This is a genomic window from Formosa sejongensis (genome assembly GCF_033447105.1).
Lineage (GTDB): Bacteria > Bacteroidota > Bacteroidia > Flavobacteriales > Flavobacteriaceae > Formosa.
This window is the reverse complement of the sequence record NZ_JAWQUN010000022.1, coordinates 18,484-42,752: the sequence shown is the minus strand read 5'-3', so window position 1 is coordinate 42,752 and position 24,269 is coordinate 18,484. Positions and strand designations below refer to the sequence as shown.

The window sequence follows — 24,269 nt, the reverse complement described above, 5'->3', positions numbered from 1 at the left end:
GTTATAAATTAGTCAAGTAACAAGTGCACCAAAAATTTCATATGCAAAAAAAAACATAGAGTTGTCTGTTCTTAAATTACTATTTTTAATGTCAATTTCGTAAAACACTAATACATTAACTCTAATGGTTAAACAACATTTAGTCTCAAGTTTCAATAATATACTAAGAGCTAAAATTTATTTCTTTCTAAAAAAATCGATCTGGAAATATTTAATGCTTACAACTATTTTGGGTTTTTTACAACCTATAAATACAATGAGTCCACTAGCTTCTGCCCTAATATATTTCATTGGAATTATGATTATACTTTGGCCTTTACAAATTTTAAGTGCTAAGACTTTAGGTCAGTCTATTCATTTTGATGCTTTAGTCGAATTTAATGACCACGACATTATAATCAATCATACTAACAAAGACAGTATTGAAACCAAAGATTGGAATTGGGTAAAAACTATTGAATTAAAAAAGGATAGAATTTGGTTGACATTAAATCTTAGCAGACCATTTGGAATTTCAATACCAAAGTCTAAATTGGACCAATCACAAATTGATTTTTTTAAACATAAAATGAAAATGAAAAACGATCGAAAACAATAAGTATAATCTGTTTTAAGTAACTTTAAGCAAGCGCTTTTTTAAAGGAAGATAGATGTATTTAAGAATAAGATATAAAGAGATCAAATTCCAAATCACTACCTTTAATTCTTACAACAAAAACCATTATAGGATGAAAATTGAGTTTAAAGAAGAGCAGAAATTCACACAATGGTGGGTTTGGGTTCTTTTATTCGGAATTGGGATTTTACCAATTATGGGAATTTACAAGCAATTTATTCTTGGAGAAAAATTTGGTAATATGCCGATGTCTAACTTCGGACTTATAGTATTTTCAATATTTATTTTTACACTAATTGCAATGTTTTGGTTTGTAAAATTAAAAACTGAAATTGATCAAAATGAAATCCGAATCCACTTCTTCCCATTTCTTAAAAAGCATATAAATTGGAAAGAAATAAAAAGTGCAGAAATCGTAAATTATGGATTTGTAGGAGGTTGGGGAATCAGACTATGGACAAAATACGGAACTGTTTATAATACAAAAGGAAATAAAGGTCTAGCTATTGAACTTCTTGACGGCAATAAATTTCTTATCGGAACCCAAAAAGAAATAGAACTAAATAACACCGTAAAAAAAATGATAAACCAACTTTAATTTTCATATTTAAACTCTCGATTCCAACTACTGAACGCAACTTAAGACTAATAAAATCTATTATTTGCATACTTAAAAACAATATTTTACCCGTTTTTAGATTCTTTTGAAGTTTGACTAATATATTTCCCAACAATAATTGCCGTTAAAATCACCATATAAAACTGACCTGCTAAACCTGTTAACATCGTAGCTTTTTGAGCGACTACTGTAGCTGGAGTTATGTCTCCATAGCCTATAGTTAACAGGGATATATAACTAAAATATAACAAGGCGTCTTTTTTACCCGAAACATCTAAATTAAAATCTACCCCATTGAAGGAACCTGGGTGTATAAATTCAATCGTAAAAAACGCAAAAAAACAAACCAACCCTAAACAAATATAACCACACATTAAACCTATAATTACATTTCGGTTAATCAACTTAGCTTTTATAACCTGCTTGATTAATTCAAAGGAAACAATAATATAAAATGTAAAATAACACGCCAACTTAACATACTCTAAAAATATTTCTGGTCGGTGATGGAAAAAATCACGAATAATAAATATTATTATAATCCCAACCAGTATAAAAAAGAGCTTCATCAATCTTTTATTTTTTGAAAGCAAAACGATTCCCGCCAAAAAATTCAAAATAATAGCTAATTGATTTAAGATATCACTAATTTCATCATTTACTAAAAAAATAGGGCTAAATAGTATAATAATAATGGTTGCAAAGAATATTTCAAACCTATAATTGTGAAGTCTGTTTAACTTGTTCATATTTAAATTTTTAGCAGCTTTTCTATATTCTCGTTCTGTCTTGGGCTAAATATATCTTTCTCTTTTCTAGACTTTTAAAGCACTATTAATAGATAAGAATCTACTTGCTCTTTTTAACTCCATAAAATTTTGACTACTAGAAAATTCTAGATTCTTTTACTGCAAATTGGTATTAAGGATGTGTTTTATCCGACAAACTTAATCATTTTTTTTATTAAGGCTTTTCCTATTTTAGAAGATAGTTTTCAATATACATACTTCTTTTGGGCTGTAAATACAATAACTATTTAAGATTAGCTATACCGTAAAGTTTGGAGAATGATTTTTTAGATATCGGTTCTTGAATTACAAATCAATAGCGACCTAAACGATTACTCTCTTTTTCTACAAAGATTTACCACTGCTGACTTTATAAAGTTAGTTGTACTTAGGGAAGTACTTTTTCTATATAAGTTGAATTTTGTTTTTTTAAATGGCCTATCGAAAATTTATCGTAAAATTTGAAGAGAAACTATCGTAAAATTTAAAGCTGTTTGAGCTAAACGTATGTTTCTATATAGTTGATTTTTAGTAGCGAGTTCTTTAAATTTAGATAGTGAACGAAAAATTTAGATAAAAGTTCGTAAGCCTAGATTTTTTTTGGCTTGGTTTATCCAGAGCAAAGTCGAAGGATCTTTTTATCAATGAAAAAAATGAACATACAATATTATTTAGGACACGATTGATTACAAATAAGTTTTCAGGCCTAATATGAATAGGAAACTACGAAAACCTATCCTCATTTTAATAAAACACGTATTTTAGTGCTGATTATAAATCTTTGCAAAAACCAAATGAATCACAGATATTACTCTAAAACAGATAGAGAACAAAACCGAATTCAATTGAAAATTGGAATGATTGCTCTAGCTTTGAATGTTATTGTTTTAGTCGTATCTATCTTTAGTGGATTCAATTTTCTTATATGCTTTTCAATAGTTGTGACCCTTTCGATAATTGCACCATTTTTTGATATTCCTACGCTTAAAAGAAAAGGAAAACTAATTTATTATTCGTCTCTCTTCATTGCCGAAAAAGAGAAAAAAGGACTCATAATTATTCACGGAGGATCCTTATTTGATTATATTTTTGTATTAGACAAATCATTTAATGGAAAGCAAAGCACAAATTTTATTCTTCAAAAGTATTTAGAAGGATGTAGGCTTCTCCTAATTTTTAGAAGACCAACAACAAAAGAAATTATATTAAATAAATAACGGAAAGTGATCTTCAATTTAAAAATTACTAACTTAAATTAAGCCAATATTGATTGCCGATATGATAGTAAACTAGAAAGGTCTTTAGATATTTTAGACTGAAACACAAGCTACTTAAAGTTGATAGGTTTGATCTGACAACTTAAAATCACACCGTTATCATTGGACCTGTATTCTGTCATAAATCAAAGTAAAATGCAATAAGCACATCGTTTTAACTATTCTTGAGACCAATAAAAGTAAATTTTCAATTCAAAATAATGAAAATAAAAACACCGTATAAAACAGTGGTTTAGTATAAAATATTTTATTAAAAAACTACAAAGAGTTTATAAACGCCAACACATCTTCTCTATCTTGAGTTGACAAATCTTTAAACTCATTTTTTGCTTGTTCTGCTTCGCCACCGTGCCATAAAACAGCTTCGGTTACGTTATTTGCACGGCCATCGTGTAACAGTTTAGTATGCTTATTAACTGTATTTATTAAACCAATTCCCCATAATGGTGGTGTACGCCATTCATTTCCAGATGCTTGAAAATCTGGAGCATTATCAGATAAGCCTTCACCCATATCGTGTAATAACAAATCTGTATACGGACGAATGGTTTGGTTTCTAAACCCTGCAATGTAATAATCATTACTGGTTTCCATTTTAGGAATGTGGCAACTTGTACATTTCATAGTGCTAAAAATTTCTTTACCATTAAGTACATTCTGATCTTCAAAATCACGTCGAATTGGAACTGCAAGCGATTGAGAATATAACACGACTCTATCAAAATTTTCATTTGTAATCTCAGGAGAACCACCATTTGGAATATTATCGCAATCGACATCTGAAGGACAGTTTTGGTCTGGAAAAATATATGATGTAATTCCCATATCTCCTGAAAAAGCTCCAGCGACTTGCTGCTTAATATTAGGCTGATTGGCTTTCCATCCAAAACGACCTATTTTTTGCGAATTGCTTTCGACATCGTAAACTGTATTTACGCGTCCAGAAATACCATCATTATCAGAATCGTATTCGTCTGTAAAACTTAAAAGTGTGTTATCAGAAACAGCTTCCAATAAGCCTAAACCAATCATCTGGCTTGCTATTCTAGGAGATACTAATACACCTGAAGCAAGTGAACCATATCCCAAATTTTCGATAGTATAAATCGGCTTTTGTAAAGTAATTAGTGTCCCATCGGCTAAAGTTTCTGTACTGGTTTGATAAGTAATTCTATAACTTCCTTTTGCAGTTTCACCGAGTATAGAGGCATCTTGTAACTGATTTCCATAAATAGGGTCTACATTGGCTGCTCCGTTTTCTTGATGCCCAGATATGCTTAAACGCAACAGTAATCCTTCGCCAAACTCACCATCGAAAGCAGGGGGTCTTCCGCGGCCATCTTTAAAATGACAAGACGAACAAGACACCGCATTAATAAATGGCCCAAGTCCGTCGCGAGCTGTTGTAGAAGATGGTGCCGATACCCAGCTCTGACGAAAAAACGAATTTCCAACGCCAAAATCAACTTGTTCTCTAACCGTTAAAGCCGTACTTGAAAACCCAAATGCTTCTTCGGTTGCGTTAACAACTGTTGATATGCCTCCTCCATATTGCTCGCCATCTTCTGGAACTAACATCACATAATCACTTTCATTACTATCGCAACTGCTCGTAAGCACCACGCCTAATGCAAACAAAATTCTAAAAAAACTTATTTTACTCATACTATTATATTAGACACCAAAAAAGTGTTGTATAATACAACACTTTTTCAGAATTATAAAATAAATTATAATTAACCATTCACTACAATTCCAATTGCTGAAGCTCCGGCTAATAAATTTTTACCAAGAATCAATAATTGATCTACTGCATCCTGTACTTTATCACCTTCTGCAGAACCTTCCCCGCCAGAAATAGCAAAATCAAAAGGAACAGACATTTCAGAAACATTTTCTTTTGCTTCAACTATAGCGTCTTCGGTACTCTCATAAAAATCTGAATTTGATTCAGAAACTAAATCTGATAAAGATGCACCATTTATACTTCCGTATGTTCCTTTATAAACATTAATAACGCCTTGAAGATTTAATGCAATATCTCTGTGTGTATTATCACTAAAACAAGAATGTTCGTCTTCTTGATCTGCATTAATTAATGCTACAGACATACGCTCTATTGGTAATTCTGCTAATACCAAAGTTGTAATACCTAAATACATATTTTGAAGAGCAACGTCTTCATCCAAACTTAAAAATGTCGTTCTATACGTTCCGCTTGGCGACCAAAGGTTTACCAAATACGTAAGATTATCGATAATTAAATCTGCACAAATATTAAGATACGCACTACGTCTATCTTGGTTTAAAGCTGTACCGCCTTCAACAAAATCTGTATAAGGACGTTGTCCAGCTAATTTCTCAGAAGGCGCTGTTAAATCTTGTCCCCAAAGTAAAAATTCAATCGCATGGTAACCCACACTAATATTTTTCTCTCCTCCATTTTCGTTAAGGCCTTCTAAAACGTCTTTTGTGATTTCTGGAAAAACTTCAAGATTATTAACAATACCACCATTAATTATGGTTCCGTTATCACTAACATAATCAATAAAATTCTCATCTAAAGGCCAAGCATTTAATAAACCTTCTGGTCCATTTTCATCATCGATTGGGCCATTTGCAAATCTAAATGCTTCTGTAGTTCCATAACTTTCTCTAGAGGTTAACCATTCACTTTTTGCAGTTTCAAAACTCGCTTGGGTAGGATTTTCTGTAAATGCATTTACCGCAGTTTTTAAAGAAATAGCATCTGTAAGTGCATCTTGATAATTTTGATATACAATGTTTGCATAGTTGGTAATAACAGCCGATTTAACTGTATTTTCGGTAGGGTCTGTAGATCCGGAATCGTCGTCACTATTACATGCTGTTAAAAATAATGTTGCTATAGCAAGTACTGATATTCTATAAAATGGTCTTTTCATATTGTTTATTTAGACTGATTAAAAACAAGACAAAAGTAATAACTTTCAAAAAATGTGCAAATAAAAACTCACTTTATTTATAACTTTTATCTTAAAACATAAATTTATTTAGAATAAATAAAGATAATATCACATAGTTTTTTACTTTTGAAAAAATTTTAATTCATGAAAAATACGTTATATCTAATAGGCATAGTTTTGATATGCTTTAGTTGTTCTTCAGATAATGGAAGTGACACTAATATTTCAAATTATGATAAACAAGCTATGTTAATTAATTGGGCTGATAACTTAATTATTCCTGCCTTTACCGATTATCAAACTAAAACTGAAGATTTAGAGACTAAAAGTTCAGCATTTGTAAACACGCCAAATACTGCAACATTGGGAGAATTGAGAACGTCTTGGAAAATGGCATATGTAACGTTTCAAAATATCGGAATTTTTGACATCGGAAAAGCGACAGATTTACACCTGATAGAAACAGCCAACACCTACCCTACTACAACGGCTAGTATTGATGCAAATATTGCTTCAGGAGATTATAATTTAAGTGCACAAACACAATTTGCTAGTCAAGGATTTCCTGCATTAGATTATTTATTATATGGTATTGGAGAAACAGACCAAGAAATTTTAGCATTTTATACCACAGATACAAATGCTGACAATTACAAACAATATATAACAGATCTTACGGCTAAACTTAAAAGTATTGCCGTTTCTATACTTGCAGATTGGAATAATGGATACAGAACAACTTACATTAACAATTCGAATGCAGTAACGGGATCGTTAAACCAAACAGCTAATAATTTTGTAGAAGATTTTGAGAAAGTTATTAGAGCTCCTAAAGTTGGAATCCCAGCAGGGAAATTTAGTAATGGTGCCCTTTTTCCAGAAAAAGTTGAAGCTTATTATAACAATACAATCGGAAAATCTTTATTAATAGAGTCTATAGATGCATCTCTTGCCTTTTTTGAAGGAAAAACATATGGCACTAACATTACAGGCCCTAGTTTAAAAGCCTATTTAAATGCCGTTGATGCCCAAGCTAGCGGATTACCGTTAAGCACAATTATTACAGACCAATATGATGCTATTCTTATTACTTGCAATTTGTTAAGTAATAGTTTAAGCGACCAAGTCACCGCTGATAATAGTAAAATGTTAACGACCTACGATGCACTACAACAAAACGTAGTCTACTTAAAAGTAGACATGATTAGTGCCCTTGGACTAACTATAGATTATGTAGATGGAGATGGCGATTAATTAACTCATGAGTAAACAAATACGAGATTACCTTAATTCTTATACAGACGTTGCTCCACTAGCTTTTTACAGAATCGCTTTTGGAGCGATGATGTTTTTTAGCGTAATACGATTTGCTGCACATGGGTGGATAGATAAATTTTATATCCAACCCATTTTTCACTTTTCTTATTACGGCTTTAGTTGGGTAAAACCATTAGGATTTTACACTTACCTTCTGTTTATTATCTGCGGAATCTCGGCAATTTGTGTTGCTATTGGTTATAAATACCGATTGGCTATCATCCTCTTTTTTCTAAGTTTTACTTACATAGAACTTATGGATAAAACCTATTACCTTAACCATTACTATTTTATTTCTATGGTTAGTTTTGTCATGATTTTTCTACCAGCGAATACCATTTGCTCTGTTGACGCGAAACAAAAAAATGTGCTATTTAGAAATACAGTTCCGCGATATACTATCGATATATTAAAAGTCTTACTCGCCATTGTTTACATATATGCAGGCCTTTTTAAATTAAATACAGATTGGCTTTTACACGCTATGCCTTTAAAAATTTGGTTACCTTCAAAAGCAGGTTTACCAATTATTGGAGCACTTTTAGGTAAAATTTGGGTTGCTTACGCTTTCAGTTGGTTTGGTGCTATTTACGACTTAGGTATCGTGTTTTTCCTTTTATACAAACGCACCCGATTATTTGGTTTCCTAATCGTAGTCGTGTTCCATGTACTGACTCGTATTTTATTCCCAATTGGTATCTTCCCTTTTGTTATGATTATCTCATCACTTATATTTTTTAGTCCTAGTTTTCATAGAAACGTACTACAAAAAATTATGGTTTTTTTCGGTAGCAAAACACTATCGGATCAATCTTTAAATTCAGAACATGTTGCTATTCTAAATGAAACCACTAAACCATTAGCAAAATATACACCAGTTGTTTTAGGGGTTTTTATAACCATACAATTACTATTACCATTTCGATATTTATGCTATCCTAACGAACTTTTTTGGACTGAAGAAGGCTACCGCTTTTCGTGGCGTGTTATGCTTATGGAAAAAGCAGGGTATGCAGAATTTACAGTAAATGATATTGAAACAGGTCAATTTAAAATGGTTGATAATTCAGAATTTCTGACACGTTTTCAAGAAAAACAAATGGCTTTTCAGCCTGATTTTATTTTACAATATGCTCATTTTCTTCATGATTATTATCAAAAAAAAGGAATGATAGACCCTGAAGTTAAAGTGGATTGCCACGTTGCACTTAACGGCAGATTAAGCCAACAATATATAGACCCAAACATAAATCTTGCAAAACAATATGAATCTTTTAAACCAAAAACCTGGATACTCCCTTTCAACCATACTATCGAAGGGTTTTAGCTTTGTTTTATTTTTAATCACAACCATTTTATATGCTCAAACTCCTTTTACGGGGATAGTACAGATGGAAAATGGTACGCCTATTTCTCATGTTGAAGTTATAGACGTGGCTACTGGAAGGAAAGTATTCACGAATACAAACGGGCAATTCGAAATCACTTTAAGTCAGCCAACATTTTCAATTGTTTTTTATAAAGACGCCTTTCTTTTAAAAGAAAAACACTTTACTAAAGATTCGAATAATGTCACCATTATTTTAGAAGATGTTATCGTATTAAATGAAGTCGTTATTCAGAAAAATAAAGAGCGTGTTTTTGCTATTAGTCATTTAAAAGATATAGAAGGCACAGCTATTTATGCCGGTAAAAAAACGGAGATTATTGAAGTCGATAAGCTTGTGGTAAATAAATCGGTAAACACGACTAGGCAAGTGTATGCACAAGTTGTTGGTATTACTTTTAATGAAAATGCCGACGGTGGATTACAACTTAACATTGGTGGTCGTGGATTAAATCCTAACCGTACAAGTAACTTTAACACCCGCCAAAACGGTTACGATATTAGTGCAGATGTACTAGGTTATCCAGAGAGTTACTACACACCACCTACAGAAGCTTTGTCCGAAATTCAGATTATTAGAGGTGCGGCATCTTTACAATACGGGACTCAATTTGGTGGTTTAGTAAATTTTAAAATTCAACAACCTACTGCAAAACCTATCGAATTAGTGACTCGAAATACCGTAGGCTCCAATGGACTTTTTACAAACTTTACAAGCCTTAGCGGAACGAATGGAAAATTTAGTTATTATACCCATTTTAATTATAAACAAGGCGACGGATTTAGACCTAACTCTTATTTTAATAGCCGTAACTTTTTTATAAATCTGAATTACCAATTTAATGAAAAAACTTCTGTACATTTCGATTACACCCTTTTTGATTATCTCGCACAACAGCCTGGCGGACTGACCGATTATATGTTTAATGAAGATATGTTTCAGAGCAATCGTGAGCGTAATTGGTTTGATGTAAATTGGAATTTATTTGCGCTTAGATTAAAACATCAGTTTACAGATAAGGCAAATTTCTCACTACAGTTATTTGGTTTAGATGCGAGTAGAAGTGCTTTAGGATTTCTATCTAATCGTGTTAGTAATCCAGATATTCCTGGAACTGTAAGAGACCTTATTTTAGGCGATTTTGTAAACTGGGGAGCAGAAGCTCGGTTTCTACAGAAGTACGATTTAAACGGAAAAAGTAGTGCCTTTTTACTAGGTGCAAAATATTACCAATCTAGAAATACATCTATCCAAGGTCCAGGAAGTAGCGGTAGCGGACCAGATTTTAACCTAGCCCTAGAAGAATTTCCAAACTATTTATACCAAAGTGATTATGTCTACCCCAATTTGAATCTAACAATCTTTGGAGAAAACATCTTCAGACTGTCTTCAAATTTAACTATTACACCAGGATTTCGATTTGAAAATATTCGAACACGAGCAGATGGATATTGGAGAAATATAAATACCGACCAAGCAGGAAATATTATTTTAGATGAATTGATTGAAGAAGATGTTACTAAAACCCGAAGCTTTATTTTATTTGGTGTTGGTGTGAGTTTCAAACCACAACCTACAACCGAAATTTATGCAAATATTTCTCAAAATTACCGCTCTGTTACATTTAGCGATATACGTACTATAAGTCCAAGTTTAGTTATAGATCCCAATATTACAGATGAAAAAGGATTTACTTCGGATATTGGGTTACGCGGAAAAATTAGCAATAAATTTAGTTACGATACTAGTATCTATGCCTTATTATACAACGATAAAATCGGAGAATATCAAACAACCAACCCTAATGGTTCTGCAGCTGTAGTTCGTTATAGAAGTAATATTGGAACCGCTATAACGTATGGTTGGGAAACTTTAGTAGACTGGAGTATTAGCAATACATATTTTATAGACAAGTCTAATTTTTCTTGGAATATGTTTATAAATAGTGCGATTACTAGTAGTGATTATTTAAAATCTGAAGCACCTGGAATTCAAGGTAACGAAGTAGAATTTGTTCCTCTTTTTAATATTAAAACCGGAACTACTGCCGGATACAAAAACCTAAAAGTCAGCCTTCAATTCACTTATTTATCCTCGCAATTTACAGATAGTAATAACAGTGTTACAAACCCAGAGGATAATACATTTGGTATTTTTGGTCAGATTCCATCTTTCTTTGTTGCCGATTTTTCAGCATCTTATTCTTGGCGCAAATTAAAACTAGAAGCAGGTATTAATAACTTTACCAATAATTATTATTTTACAAGACGTGCAACAGGATATCCTGGTCCTGGAATTCTTCCTAGCGAACCGATAACGTTTTATACAACCCTTGAAATTAAAATATAATAAAAGTTATTTTTTACCGTTAAGCTAACCCCTTAATTCCATACATATTGATAGTACAGTTTTCTAAAACACATTAACTGTTAACATATAAAATGGTTTTATTTTTTAAAGTTTTACTTAAGAGTTTTGTTTATATCCTAAGCATTAAAACTCATAAAAAATAGAATAATTTAGTCAGTCACAAATGAGTAATCAAAAAATAAATATCTAAAGCAGTGTCGCCAAATCAAATCACTGGATCTCATATTTATTTAAAAAGTAATTGTTGCACTCAAACCATAGGACTGTCCATTGTAAAAAGGCATGACTAATCCATTGGTATGTTCTTTATCTTTAAAAACATGCTTTTTAATTAACGGATGTACCCAATAGGCTATTTTTGTACTTAAAATCCCTATTCCAGCACCAGCAGCCACATCGCTTAACCAATGCCTACTGTTATACATTCTAAAAAAACCTGTTCCTGCAGCAACAACATACCCAGAAACACCATACCAAATTGAGACATCTTTATACTCCTGATATAAGAATTCTGCTCCCATAAAAGCTGTTGCCGTATGCCCCGAAGGAAATGAATTATTTGAAGATCCATCCGGACGCATAACATTTGATGTTGATTTAAGCACACCAACAGTTCCTCCCATTATTAAATATGCTGTACCAAGAATAATAGTCCTGTCCTTAAAATTATGTTTCCCTTTAACACCAAAAGCATTTAAGGCATAAACAGATAAAAACGGTGCATATTGACTAAAATCATCAACTGTGAATTTATCATCTATATTTTCTAATAATTCATTATTAGCACCCTCATTAATATCCCTTATAGTATGGCTTTCCAAGCCAACTACACCATAACCAATTAAAGCGGCAGGGATAATTAATGCTTGATATTTAAACCTAAGCGGTTCATCCTTTTGTATTGAATCTACAGGAGTAATTTGTCCAAATATATTATTAGCAAAGACACAAAAACACACAAATAAATATTTCATTTGATTTCCTTATACTATTGAAAATAGTTCTGATAAATCTTTAGTTAAGTAGTTGCTTCTTTTTCATCACCTTCAAAACAAAGTATATAAGAAGCGAAGTTAAGGCTGCATAAAACCAAAAATCGAATTCAAAAACGAGTCTTTTTTCCTCCACAATTTCTCCTATACTTTCAAACAGCCAAAACAAAAGAAATATAGCCGCAAATCCATTTTTTTCCTTTTTAAGCACTTTTTTAAAACTAAAAGGATGAATGCTTTTCTTAAAATTTTTAAAAGTTGGAATAAACGCAGGGACATCTTTAGACCATAACAAATAATCATCACCAAATTTTTGTCTTAAAAAGCTCTCTTCGGCATACATAATACGCTCATAATAAAACGCATAAAACAGAACAAATGCGATTACAAACCATACATTCTCAGTAAGCATAGAAACACCTAACCACATAAAGAAATTACCAACATACAATGGGTGTCTCACTAAGGAATACATCCCTGTGGTATTTAAAACATCTGCAATTTGTCCTTCTTTTGTATTCCTACCAGATGTATTATTTGGTGTATGTCCCACTGTAAGCACGCGTATTAATAATCCTAAAAAACAGACGGCAAGACATATATATTCAAATATTTCCGAGAACAACGTTTCTGTAGCTTCTATTTCAGCATATTCCGTTTGTATAAATACACCCAGACCAATAGTTAATATAATTAGAGGTAAATAACTTCTATGTCTAAATAAAAAATCACCTTGTGTTTTGAATTCTTCTTGTAATGCCATTATAATATATGTTTTAGAATTGTTTTAAATACATTTTATTAAGGCAAAATTAGATCTGGATTCTAAAGAAAAACTAAAGAAGAGTGTTCTATGAAAAGGAAAAAATGCTAAGCTTTAGTTTTATTTATATTTCGATGAGAATAAATAATTAATCCTGAAATAAGAATTACAGATACCAGTGTTGCCTGCCATGTACCTAAGTCCAACCCTCCTTTTGCTAGCGGCTTAGTTAGAAAATCTCCAAAAGTTGCACCAAACGGTCTAGTAAAAACAAAGGCTACCCAAAACAGAAAAACTTCATTTATTTTGGAGTAATAATGTAAAAGCAACACTATGCCTATAATCGCTCCCGTTACCAATGCCCCGATTACATAGGTTAACCCTATTTCGTCGGTTAAATAATCACCAAACGCTGTACCTAAACTATTTGAGAATAATACGGCTACCCAAAATAATAGTTCTTTCTTTTTTTGATAAATTGGAGATATAGATAAATTCTTAAATCGCTTATACCAAATAACTAAAGTGATGCTTAAACATGAAAAAAGAATGACACTCCCTACTGTATAACCTAGTCCTAAAGTTCTATCCATAAAATCGGATATTTCTGTACCTAGTGTTGTGGTTGCTATAATTACAATCCAAAAACATGAAGGCACATATCTTTTTACGTTTAGCTGTAAGAGTAATACAACTATAAAAAACATGACGGTTATTACCATTCCAAAAGTATAACCCAAGCCTAGTGTTTGTGCAATAAAATCACCCAAGGTTTCTCCTAGAGTGGTTGCAACAATCTTCATCACCCAAAAAAGAGCAGTAACTTCTGCTACTTTATTTACTTCCGATGTATTCATTTTATACCCCTTTTAAACCTTATATTAAATGTAAAGACAGAATCTAAAAGAATTCTAAAGTCGGTTTTATTTTAAAATTTATAATTGAGCCCAATTCTAAAAATTTGAGTTTCGTAGTAATTCTCATAGACTACATCAAAACCGTCTCCTTTTATTTTTTGCTGCAATCCAAAATTATTAAGCACATCTGAAGCTGAGAATGTAATTGCCCCTTTCTTATTCCAAAGTGATTTCTTAAATCCTAGGTCGATAGAAGAACGCGGCAATTGTTCGCCTTGAGGAATATTTCGACCACTATACCACAGACCAATAATTTGAAATTCTGATTCCCAGGGTAATGTAAAGCTATTAGTCAACTTCAAATCTCCTGCTATATCTGATGAATATTCAATAAAGAATGGACGCTCGTATGGAAATAAAACCGTCCCTTCATAGGCCTCTATTTGATTTCTATAGATGTTTGCACTTGACATTAATTTCCAATAATCTGTAATATCTTGATTGAATAACAATTCAACTCCAGCGTTAGTGCTTTCTCCAATATTCACATAAATACGGTTTACAATATCGTATTCTGGATTTGAATAATCTATAGTATAGATACGTTGAAATGTGTTATGAATTTGTCTATAATATAGGGATGTAAATAACGAACCCGATCCCCAACTAAATCGGTAAGCAGCTTCTACACCATCTGTAAGTTGTGGACGTAAATACGGATTTCCAACCTTTAATAATTCTGGATCATCATATTTTGGGAACACACGTAATTCAGCTTCTCCTGGTCTATCAATACGTCTATTATAGAATAATGATATTTTATGTTTTAAGGCTAATTTATATGTAAATCTTAAGCTAGGAAAAAGCTCAAGGTAATCGTAGTCATCATTTTCTGGGTAATAAATATTTTCTGGATCGAGGTCGTAAGAGACATTTGTTTGTTCTATTCGTAGACCTGCTTCAATATCATACTTTTCTTTTTCAAGCAGATAATTCCCATAACTTGCATACAAATCTTCCTTCCAATTTGAATAGTCACCCAAATCTGGATAAATTATAGATTCATGACCCCGATCTACAGTATATTCTACAGGTAAATAATCTACAGTATATTCTACAGGTAAATATCTAAAACGTAATTTAACACCAAATTCTAAACGACCGTTACTTAATGGGTGTTCATAATCAGCAGACACACTTGTAGTATGTTCAATAGCTCGAATATTGGTCATATCTTTTCCAATCCGAACGGCAGAACTATCGTTTAGAAAATAACTTTCATCTTCTAAACCACGCGTATATTGTGCATTTGCACTTATTGTTCGACCTACTTCATTTAGCCTATGTTTATAAGCTAAAGCAAAATTCATAAAACTAGTTACTTCCTCTTCTTTCCAAGTATAATAACGCTCTCTAGAGTCTTCATTCACGTTTATATAAGCAACTTGAGATGTATCTATATGTTTTTCACGATCTAACATCACAGAAAATGTAAACGCATCCTTTTCACTAACTTCCCAATCCATTCCTCCGGTAATTATAGATCTAAATTGTTTCCGATTTTCGGCAACCTGAGAATCTATAACACGGCCATCATCGTAATATCGCGTTGTAAACTCATTATTTGGAAGCGCCTCTTGTACTATAAATTCAGATTGAAAGAAGTAATTAAATTTGTCTGTCCTATAATTAAAATTTAGACTTGGAATGAGCTTAGGATTCACAGAATAACTTCCTAAATCTGTAGGTAAATCTTCTTTTTTCTTAGATAATGCACCTAAACCAAACGATAATCCTACATTTCCATTTATTCCTGTTTGTTTATCTTTTTTATAAATGATATTTACTATTCCAGCAAATCCATTAGCATCATATTTAGCAGATGGATTATTAATAATCTCTATACGCTCAATATTGGCAGAAGGAATATTAGATAAGCCCTTTTGGTTTCCAAATCCTGACAAACTTGACTGCTTACCATCTATTAAAACAGCAACTTTATCACTACCTCTTAAAATAACTTTCCCATCTTGATCGAAAGACACTCCTGGCATCGTTTTCATAGCATCCATAACAGATCCACCTGTAAGAGCAACATTATCGGACAAATCAAAAGATTTTTTATCTAATGCCTTATTAACAATACTCCGTTTTCCAATAATAGAAACCTCTCCCAATGTTTCGTGAGCAACAGCTAATTCTATCTTTCCAAAATCGAATACAAAATTTAATCCACTCGCAATTAATGGTTTTGAATAGGTTTCATATCCCAAAGAAGATACAACCAATTTATATTTCCCTAGTGGAATATCTGTAATGCTGAATTCACCAAAATCGTTTGTAATGGTTCCTGTTAAAACGGCATCATTTATAGCCTCTCTAATAGCAATAGTCACAAATGGAAGTAGCTCTTGTGTCTCCTTATCGATCACTATTCCACTCACAGAAATCTTGTCTTGTGCGACCGTTTCTGAAACACTAAACACTACCATTACTACAACTATTATTAGCTTTAAAACTCTAATCATATTTAATTTTAGAGCCAAAATAGTATTGAATTCTAAAGACTTTTTAAAGTTGTTCTTTCATCACTTAAATACAATTGTAAACTGATGTAAATGATCTTTAAAAACATACTGAATCTGAAATCCATATAAATCACATATTTTCTTAGAAATAGCGAGACCAAGTCCCATAGATTGCTGATTATTCTTCTCTCGATAAAAGCGTTTAAATAAATGCTCTGGAAATTTTAATTCTTCCAAACCATAGTTTGAAACAGTGAGCACTTTATTTTTCAAACTGACTATTATCGTTTTACTATCCTCATTATAACGTACGGCATTAGAAATTAAATTATTACACAACACTTGTGCTAAATGCGAGTCCATAGATACCATAAGTTCAGTATCTGATGTATATAAAAATTCATTCGGACTTAGCTCTTTAAAGTTTTCAATCGTAGAATCAACTAATGATTTTATCTCAATTTGCTCCATAGTAACAAATTGATTATTTTCTATTTTAGTCAGTAAAGTCAGTCGTTTATTTAATTGTTTTAAACGCTGAATGTCTTTTTGAATAGATGTGATTTGTTGAAACTGTGTATTATTAATATCTGTTTGATTAATGATGTTTTCAATTTTTGCTTGAATAATCGCTAAAGGCGTTTGCAACTCGTGAGATACATTTTCTGTAAATTGCTTTAAATTTTCATAATCCAACTTTACCTTTTCAGTAAGATGAATAAGCTCTTCCTTTAGTTCAGAAAACTCCAAAACATCACTATCCATTAATTGAATATTTTTATTTGAAGTTAAAGAGAACTGTTTCATTTCTTCCAAATTATTGAAAAAAGGTTTCCAAATTCTAAGATTTCTAGACTTCGAAAAATAGAATAAGAACAAAAAGGCAAGCATAAAAATTACAATATTAGACACAACAGTACCCATTAAAACCTCTCCAGATTCGACAACAAGGTTTCTAACCGATATTTTATAGTTATTATTATTTATGCTCCTATAGGTAGATAATTCTCGAAACAATTCCATTTCATCTTGAGAAGGATCGTAAATAATAGTGTCTTTTAAAACGTTATGACTAAGTTTGTCTACAATTTTTACGTCTATAATTGGTGGTAATGAAAACTCACCTTCACTATGTTCTAATGCATCAACAACTCTAGACTCTGTTGTATGTAATCCTTCTTCAACTTCTGATTGCAATAAGTTTTTAGTATAAAAATAGAGCGCAACAGTACTTAAAATCATCAAAAAAACAGCTGCTTGCAGAAACATTTTGGATGTTTTTGTTATAAGTTTTTCTTTCTTTATCACTGACTTATTCATCTATAAATTTATAACCTGTACCATATGCAGTCTTAATATATTTTGCACCTTCAGCAGTGAGTTTCTTTCTTAAGTTATTAATATGTACATAAATAAAATCAAAATTATCTAGCAAATCACTGTTGTCTCCCCATAGATGTTCGGCTATAATTTCTTTTGAAAGTACGCGCCCTTTGTTAGAAATGAAGAATAAAAGCAATTCGTATTCCTTTCGGGTTAACGCCATAGATTTCCCATTTATACTTGCTGTTTTAGATTTTGTATCTAAAGTAATTTCATTGAAAGTTATAGACTCGTCTCCACCGAATTTCCCACGCCGAAGCACCGCATTTATTCTGGAATTAAGTTCGGCTAAATGGAAGGGTTTTGTAATATAATCGTCTGCACCTAAATCCAAACCTTCTAATTTATTGGTTAATGAATTATTTGCTGAAATGATAATAACACCAGCACGTTTTTTATCCTTTTTTAAAGTCTTAAGTACATCTATTCCGCTACCTGTTTCAAGGTTTATATCTAAAATAATAATGTCGTAATTGTAAAGTGCTACTTTTTCTTCAGCTTCATAGAAATCCCCTGCAACTTCACAAATATTTCCATCACGCTCCAAATAATCTACAATAGATTGGCGTAAATCCACTTCATCTTCAGCTATTAAATATTTCATATTCTAAAATTAGAATAATAAAAGTAAGCATAGATTCTAAATTAAATCTAAAGTTTTAAAATTTCTAAAATCAAGTAATATTAGTGTAGTCCGTTTATTGCAATATGGTCTTTTAGTGCAGTTTTAAGTTAAACATTTCTTAATTTATAGACTTTTAGTCCATATCCTGTGAACTTCCATCATAAAATCCTAGCTTTGTTTTTTTTAAAACATTTAAAATTATAGTATGAGTCAAGTAAAAGAGAATGATACAGTGAAAGTGCATTACACAGGAAAATTAAATGACGGTCGTATATTCGATAGTTCTTTAGAGCGTGAGCCTTTAGAAGTTACTATTGGACAAGGCATGTTAATTCCTGGTTTTGAAAACGCGATTATTGATATGAAAGTGAATGAGAAAAAAACAGTTGAAATATCTAAAGACGACGCATACGGCGACATAAACAAAGAGTTGTTTCATGAAGTTACAAACGAGCAATTGCCACAAGATATGAAGCCAGAAGTTGGTATGGGATTAGCATCAAAAGGTGAGGATGGTAGAGAACACCAATTTGTAGTGGTAGACATTAAAGAAGATCATATTGTTATAGATGGAAATCATCCATTAGCTGGTCAAGATTTAGTATTTGATTTAGAAGTTATTGAAATCAAATAACAATCTTAAATAGCATAGAAAACAAAAATCCGAACTTAAGTTCGGATTTTTTTATGAGCTAAAATGTTGTAGCATGTTTAGAGATATTCTCTAAATTCTTGTAGACTAAAAACATATGACTTCCCAAAAACGAAGAAAAACAGATTCTTAATCTACACTTTCTTTAAAACAAAAATCATCCTTTTGTCTGTGTCATATCATCCACAACAACCATAATATAATTCGCTATTGAGGCTTTTTGATCGGCTGTCATTTCATTCCATTCCGATTGCAAAACTGTAGTAATTGACTTCAAATTTAAACCACGCAGAATTTTATTAATCCACCAAATAATGCCTTGTTCTTAGTTTGAATGGTACACCCCTTCAAAATGCAATAAAAGATTCTCTGTATTAAAATTTACATGAGAAAAGTACGCCATAGTTGCATCTTTAGCAGTCTGAGACACTTAGCTATTAGTTAATTTCGTGATGCCAAATCAACTTAAGATGCCCGCATTCCTTTTTACATTCCGACAATATAAATAAAGTCAAAAAAATATTTATAAATTTTGCTACTGAATATTTATCGATTTCCATGTTTTCAAATGCATGCTTACCCCTTTTTAGAATATTACCAAAAATAAAACGCTCCCTTAAATGCTTAAAAAATCATATCTCCACAGCAATTCCAAAGAAAAATTGAAACGGCTAAGATTATTTTAGTCACAAATAAAAAGTAGTTACTTTGTATCGTGTGCTTAATTTATAATCTTAAAAACTGTGGTTAAACCTCATCATAAATCTGTATATACTTTAGTTTTAGGTTTCGATTAGAACTATTTAATCGTGTCTTAAAAAATCATTAGCGCACATAACAATTGCATTTGCATCATGCGCTTACAACATCTATTACTATTTTTATAAATTGATTTACTGTAAAATTTAAAATATTAATGCCTATCTATATACTATGTTTACTATAAGTTTGTTATAGCCAATAATTAAGATATGCTTATACGTAAAAATCACACATAACCTGAGAGCACCTATGACATTAGAATCTTTGAATTTTTATTCATTTTTCACCAAATATTCTCTCATGGAGGAATATGGGTTTACTTCAGGAATCCTCAATCGGTTTTACAGGAAAATATTACCTAGTATTCCAGATGAAAACACAGTAGAATATCTTTTACTAAACGAAGACGAGCCTATAAATTTTGTATTGTCTCTTTTAGATTTTAGTACCATATCAGACAGTAAAACATCGCAACAATTAGATTTAAGTATTAAAGCCTTATGCGCTAAAGTTGTTGCATTTGGGCTGGACAGCAATATTAAAGCAAAATATAATTTTCTTCAATTAAACTCGAAACCCTTTGAGATTCTACTTGAAAAAGTAAATAAATTATCGGAGTTCGAAGAAGAAGAAACCTTACAGTTATTTAATTCATTAGAAGCCATAGAACTGCTTATAATAGACTTAAGAAAAAACAAAAATAAGATAGGAACAAGTTTTCATCTTACGCTTACAACCAGAAGAATTCTAGAATACACCAATAGAATTAAGGAATTACTACATTTAAAAGTACATATATCCTCAAAAAAACATTGGGAAATTATACTTTCAGAATTTCTTGAATATTCAAAAAACAAAGACAGTATCAGACGCTATATCAGTAGACATTCTGATTTACTTGCTATAGAAATTGTAGAACACAACTCTACAAAAGGAGAAAAATATATTGCAGAAAGCCGTAAAGAGTATTGGAACTTCTTCTATAGATCTCTATTTGGGGGTGGTATAATCGCCGTATTTGCGTTCTTTAAACTCATTATTAGTGCTTACGAATTAACTGAACTTTCTTATGCCCTGTTATTCAGTTTAAATTATGCCCTTTGCTTTATTATTGTAAACCAATTGGGAGGTATTATTGCTACAAAACAACCAGCAATGACTGCGACTACAATCGCAAAAAATATTGATAAGGAAGGCAACCTGAAATTCGATTCAATGAAAAGCATTACAATCATTGTCAGGAAAGTTTTTAGAAGCCAGTTTATTTCTGTTATGGGTAACTTTTTAATGGCCATTCTATTTGCATGTGCCTTTATGTTTATTTGGCAATTATTTGACACAGAATATTTGTCACATATTATTGCACCTGAATATCTAATTCATAAAATTGTTCCGACACCTCAATTGGTTTTCTTTGCTTCTGTAGCTGGTTTTTTCCTTGCATTGTCTGGATTGGTTTCAGGATATGTAGACAATAAAGTTATGGCTTCTAAAATAGGTCACCGTATTCGTCATAATCGATTCCTACTAAAAAGTAAGCGATTGGCAACATATTTCGATAAAAAGGCAGGAACATTATTTGGAAATATAAGTCTTGGTTTTTTTCTGGGGTCTTCATTCTTATTGAGTAATATTTTACCTTTCCAAATAGATATTAGACACGTTGCCTTCAGTTCTGCAAACGTGGGATATTCCATCATGAATTACGATTTCAACATCAGAACCATATTATTAGCTGTTATTGGTGCTTTACTAATTGGGTTAGTCAACTTTATAGTGAGCTTTTCTATAACATTTTATCTGGCATTAAAATCTAGAGGTGTTAACTTTATACTCATTCCGAAAGTCCTTTTCAACATATTTAAAGATTTCTGCTTTAACCCTTTACATTATTTCATTAAAATAGAAAAAGAACCTTTAACGAATAAAAATATGGACGAATAAATTATTCATAAACAGCATTTAAAAGTAATTATCATCTTAGCGGACACTCTACGTTTTTTTAGCTAAAAACCTTATTGCTTTTAAAAAGCAATAGAGCTCATAACAATTGCAATTGCATCATCCTATCTTAAGATTACTTACTATTTTTATACGTAAAATGAATGTTTAACAAAACCTAAAGCCGGTTGAAATACAGACGTTTGAATATTCATTTTCCAGACTTATAAATTTTAAAAGATGAGACATTCAAAGCTTGCCATTATTGGTTCCGGAGCATCTGCTATATATTGTTTACGACATATTGCAGATAATTCTGAGTTACTTTTAAAACAGTTTCAAGGCATTTTAATCTTTGAAAAAGATACACATATGGGGTTTGGTATGCCTTATAATCCAAACACCACAGACAAATATAATTTATCGAATATTTCTTCTGAAGAAATTCCTGCACTTCCACAAACATTTGCCAATTGGTTAAGAGCTCAAGACAAAACCTATCTCGAAGCACTAAACGTTACCAGTTTCCCGATAACCGACTCCAAGATGTATAGCCGAATTGCCTTAGGTTATTACTTTCATGAACAATTCAATATTTTAATTAAGACATTAAAATCCTCAGGGTTCGATGTTGAAACATATCCTGAGCATCAGGTTAATGACATAATTCCTGTTGCAGAAGACGTGATTAAAATCGTTACAAATCAATCTGAATATATATGTAATCGAGTTATTATTTCTACCGGACATAATATTTCAAAAGACGACAAACCCAACATAGGCTATTACGGATCTCCTTGGCCCATTCAGAAAATATTACCCAAGTCTGAAACGTATTATAATTTCGAAATCGGAATATTAGGGGCGTCCTTAAGTGCTTTCGATGTGGTGTCCTCCTTAGCGCACAGACACGGAACATTTAAAACGGAAGGGAATCAGTTAAAGTTTACAAGTCATAAAAACGCAAAACATTTTAAAATTACCTTACATGCTGTCGAAGGCTGGCTACCACATTTACAATACGAGCAAGAAGAACCTTTAAGAGAAATTTATAGACACACTACACGAGAAGCTATTTTAAAGCTTCGAAATGCCAATGGATTTTTAAAGATTGAAGACTTTTTTAATGCGATATGCAGACCTGCTCTTATTAAGGCATTCAAAAAAGACCAGGATAAAAACATGGTTAAAAAGTTGAATGATAAACAATTCTGTTTTGAAGATTTTATTGAAACTATGTCGCAATCTCATGACTATATAGATTGTTTTGAAGGTATGAAAAAGGAACTACCTCAAGCCAAAATTTCTGTAATACAAGATAAACCGATTCATTGGATGGAGACTTTAGACGATTTAATGTATTGTCTAAATTTTCATGCCGAATTATTAGCTGCCGAAGACTATTTATTTTTCAAAACCATCGTAAAACCATTTCTAATGAGTGTAATCGCCGCGTTTCCTTTAGAATCTGCACAGATTTTATTGGCACTTCACGATGCAAAGTTTATTGATTTAGTTGCGGGTAAAGTTAAAATTAATGATGCTACAGATAAAGAAGTTACGTCTATTGAGATTGAACAAAAAGACCAATCTAAAATCACCAAAAATTATAAGATGTTTATTAACTGTACGGGTAGTGATGCTATAGAATTAGCACAATTTCCTTTTAAATCTTTAGTAAACAAAGGTATCCTTAGTAAAGCAGCTTCTAAATTTGAAAGCATTCCCGATAACATAGCCCATTTAGTCGCAAAGGAAAAGTTATATACAAAACATTCAGATACGTATTTATATACTGGTGGAATCGCTGTAGACAATGCCTATCGTGTGATTGGAAGCTCCAGTACCGTCTCTCCTAATATTTACGATATTTCGTTTACTCATGTGCATGGCTGCAGACCTTATTCTTATGGTTTGCAAGCTTGTAATGCCACAAGTTCAATAGTTATAGAGTCGTGGCTATCTCCAAAAACTCCAAAGTATTCTAAAATTTCAACACAAAATATAACGGAAATATATGATTCTAATGCTGAATTATAACAGCCCATTTTTTTTGCATATTCACAATTTAAAGAGTTATTCTAATTCAGTTAGTTTTAATTTTTTTAAGGGTAATTCGTTAAACATTCAAGTCTTATTTTGGCACAAGTATGTAAACAAACAAAACTATGGAAACTACAAATAGTGAACACACCAATAATCGTGAACAAGAGCAAGAATACAGAGCACAAAATGGCGCTTTAAATCTAGACGAATTACAAAAAAAGTGGAACGCGATACAAACGGAATATAGAAAACAATATCCTTCTCTTACTTCTGAAGATGTAGACTATCGTTCTGGAGAATTTCATGATATGACTAACCGTTTAGCAAAACGTACCAATAGAAGTCGTCAAGAAATTCAAGATGAAATTAATGACTGGGAAATGTAACCGCATCTAACAAC

The 24,269-nt window shown here is 31.8% G+C and carries 19 protein-coding genes; 10 read left to right on the top strand and 9 right to left on the bottom strand.

Annotated features, from left to right (window positions below; all coding sequences use genetic code 11):
* Positions 1–256: 256 nt before the first annotated feature.
* On the top strand, positions 257–598 hold the full coding sequence (locus R6X41_RS16100) for a hypothetical protein (protein WP_318501378.1): 342 nt from the start codon (positions 257–259) through the stop codon (positions 596–598).
* Positions 599–728: 130 nt separating this feature from the next.
* On the top strand, positions 729–1,214 hold the full coding sequence (locus tag R6X41_RS16095) for a hypothetical protein (protein ID WP_318501377.1): 486 nt from the start codon (positions 729–731) through the stop codon (positions 1,212–1,214).
* Between the two features lie 86 nt (positions 1,215–1,300).
* Here the strand turns inward: R6X41_RS16095 and R6X41_RS16090 are convergent, their stop codons facing one another.
* A complete protein-coding gene (locus R6X41_RS16090; protein ID WP_318501376.1) occupies positions 1,301–1,984 on the bottom strand; it encodes a potassium channel family protein in 684 nt (227 codons plus the stop codon).
* A gap of 833 nt (positions 1,985–2,817) precedes the next feature.
* Between R6X41_RS16090 and R6X41_RS16085 the strand changes: the two genes are divergently transcribed.
* Positions 2,818–3,240, top strand: a complete 423-nt coding sequence (locus R6X41_RS16085; protein WP_318501375.1) for a hypothetical protein — start codon at positions 2,818–2,820, stop codon at positions 3,238–3,240.
* 318 nt (positions 3,241–3,558) lie between these two features.
* On the opposite strand, the gene R6X41_RS16080 is transcribed toward R6X41_RS16085, so the two are convergent.
* Positions 3,559–4,965, bottom strand: coding sequence for a di-heme oxidoreductase family protein (locus R6X41_RS16080; protein WP_318501374.1), 1,407 nt, complete (start codon positions 4,963–4,965; stop codon positions 3,559–3,561).
* Between the two features lie 71 nt (positions 4,966–5,036).
* Complete coding sequence (locus tag R6X41_RS16075; protein ID WP_318501373.1) at positions 5,037–6,224, bottom strand: imelysin family protein; 1,188 nt, start codon at positions 6,222–6,224, stop codon at positions 5,037–5,039.
* A 165-nt stretch (positions 6,225–6,389) separates the two neighbouring features.
* Here R6X41_RS16075 and R6X41_RS16070 point away from each other — a divergent pair, with 165 nt between their 5' ends.
* From R6X41_RS16070 to R6X41_RS16060, 3 genes are read left to right on the top strand one after another with little or no spacing between them, the layout of a single operon-like run.
* The gene (locus R6X41_RS16070; RefSeq protein ID WP_318501372.1) at positions 6,390–7,499 is read left to right on the top strand and encodes an imelysin family protein; all 1,110 of its coding nucleotides are present in this window, start codon (positions 6,390–6,392) and stop codon (positions 7,497–7,499) included.
* A gap of 7 nt (positions 7,500–7,506) precedes the next feature.
* Positions 7,507–8,889 carry an HTTM domain-containing protein gene (locus R6X41_RS16065; RefSeq protein ID WP_318501371.1) on the top strand — a complete coding sequence of 461 codons (1,383 nt, stop codon included), beginning with the start codon at positions 7,507–7,509 and terminating at the stop codon, positions 8,887–8,889.
* A complete protein-coding gene (locus R6X41_RS16060; protein WP_318501370.1) occupies positions 8,828–11,299 on the top strand; it encodes a TonB-dependent receptor family protein in 2,472 nt (823 codons plus the stop codon). The genes R6X41_RS16065 and R6X41_RS16060 overlap by 62 nt, the downstream gene beginning before the upstream one ends.
* 251 nt (positions 11,300–11,550) lie before the next feature.
* Here R6X41_RS16060 and R6X41_RS16055 read toward each other — a convergent pair whose 3' ends face one another.
* From R6X41_RS16055 to R6X41_RS16030, 6 genes are all read right to left on the bottom strand, one after another.
* The gene (locus tag R6X41_RS16055) at positions 11,551–12,294 is read right to left on the bottom strand and encodes a phosphatase PAP2 family protein (RefSeq protein WP_318501369.1); all 744 of its coding nucleotides are present in this window, start codon (positions 12,292–12,294) and stop codon (positions 11,551–11,553) included.
* A gap of 40 nt (positions 12,295–12,334) precedes the next feature.
* Positions 12,335–13,075, bottom strand: coding sequence for a methyltransferase family protein (locus tag R6X41_RS16050; protein ID WP_318501368.1), 741 nt, complete (start codon positions 13,073–13,075; stop codon positions 12,335–12,337).
* 107 nt (positions 13,076–13,182) lie between these two features.
* Positions 13,183–13,932, bottom strand: coding sequence for a COG4705 family protein (locus R6X41_RS16045; RefSeq protein ID WP_318501367.1), 750 nt, complete (start codon positions 13,930–13,932; stop codon positions 13,183–13,185).
* A gap of 71 nt (positions 13,933–14,003) precedes the next feature.
* Entirely contained in the window at positions 14,004–16,460 is a 2,457-nt protein-coding gene (locus R6X41_RS16040; RefSeq protein ID WP_318501366.1) for a TonB-dependent receptor, read from the bottom strand.
* A 60-nt stretch (positions 16,461–16,520) separates the two neighbouring features.
* The gene (locus R6X41_RS16035) at positions 16,521–17,780 is read right to left on the bottom strand and encodes a sensor histidine kinase (protein ID WP_318501365.1); all 1,260 of its coding nucleotides are present in this window, start codon (positions 17,778–17,780) and stop codon (positions 16,521–16,523) included.
* Positions 17,773–18,447, bottom strand: coding sequence for a response regulator transcription factor (locus tag R6X41_RS16030; RefSeq protein WP_318501364.1), 675 nt, complete (start codon positions 18,445–18,447; stop codon positions 17,773–17,775). Before R6X41_RS16030 ends, R6X41_RS16035 begins: the two co-directional genes overlap by 8 nt.
* Positions 18,448–18,673: 226 nt before the next feature.
* Between R6X41_RS16030 and R6X41_RS16025 the strand changes: the two genes are divergently transcribed.
* The 4 genes from R6X41_RS16025 to R6X41_RS16010 all read left to right on the top strand — a co-directional run bounded on the left by R6X41_RS16025 (position 18,674) and on the right by R6X41_RS16010 (position 24,255).
* A complete protein-coding gene (locus tag R6X41_RS16025; RefSeq protein WP_318501363.1) occupies positions 18,674–19,102 on the top strand; it encodes an FKBP-type peptidyl-prolyl cis-trans isomerase in 429 nt (142 codons plus the stop codon).
* Between the two features lie 1,029 nt (positions 19,103–20,131).
* Positions 20,132–21,826: a hypothetical protein gene (locus tag R6X41_RS16020; RefSeq protein WP_318501362.1), complete on the top strand. Its 1,695-nt coding sequence runs from the start codon at positions 20,132–20,134 to the stop codon at positions 21,824–21,826.
* A 237-nt stretch (positions 21,827–22,063) separates the two neighbouring features.
* Complete coding sequence (locus tag R6X41_RS16015) at positions 22,064–23,863, top strand: FAD/NAD(P)-binding protein (RefSeq protein ID WP_318501361.1); 1,800 nt, start codon at positions 22,064–22,066, stop codon at positions 23,861–23,863.
* A 128-nt stretch (positions 23,864–23,991) separates the two neighbouring features.
* Positions 23,992–24,255, top strand: a complete 264-nt coding sequence (locus R6X41_RS16010) for a hypothetical protein (protein WP_318501360.1) — start codon at positions 23,992–23,994, stop codon at positions 24,253–24,255.
* Positions 24,256–24,269: the final 14 nt, after the last annotated feature.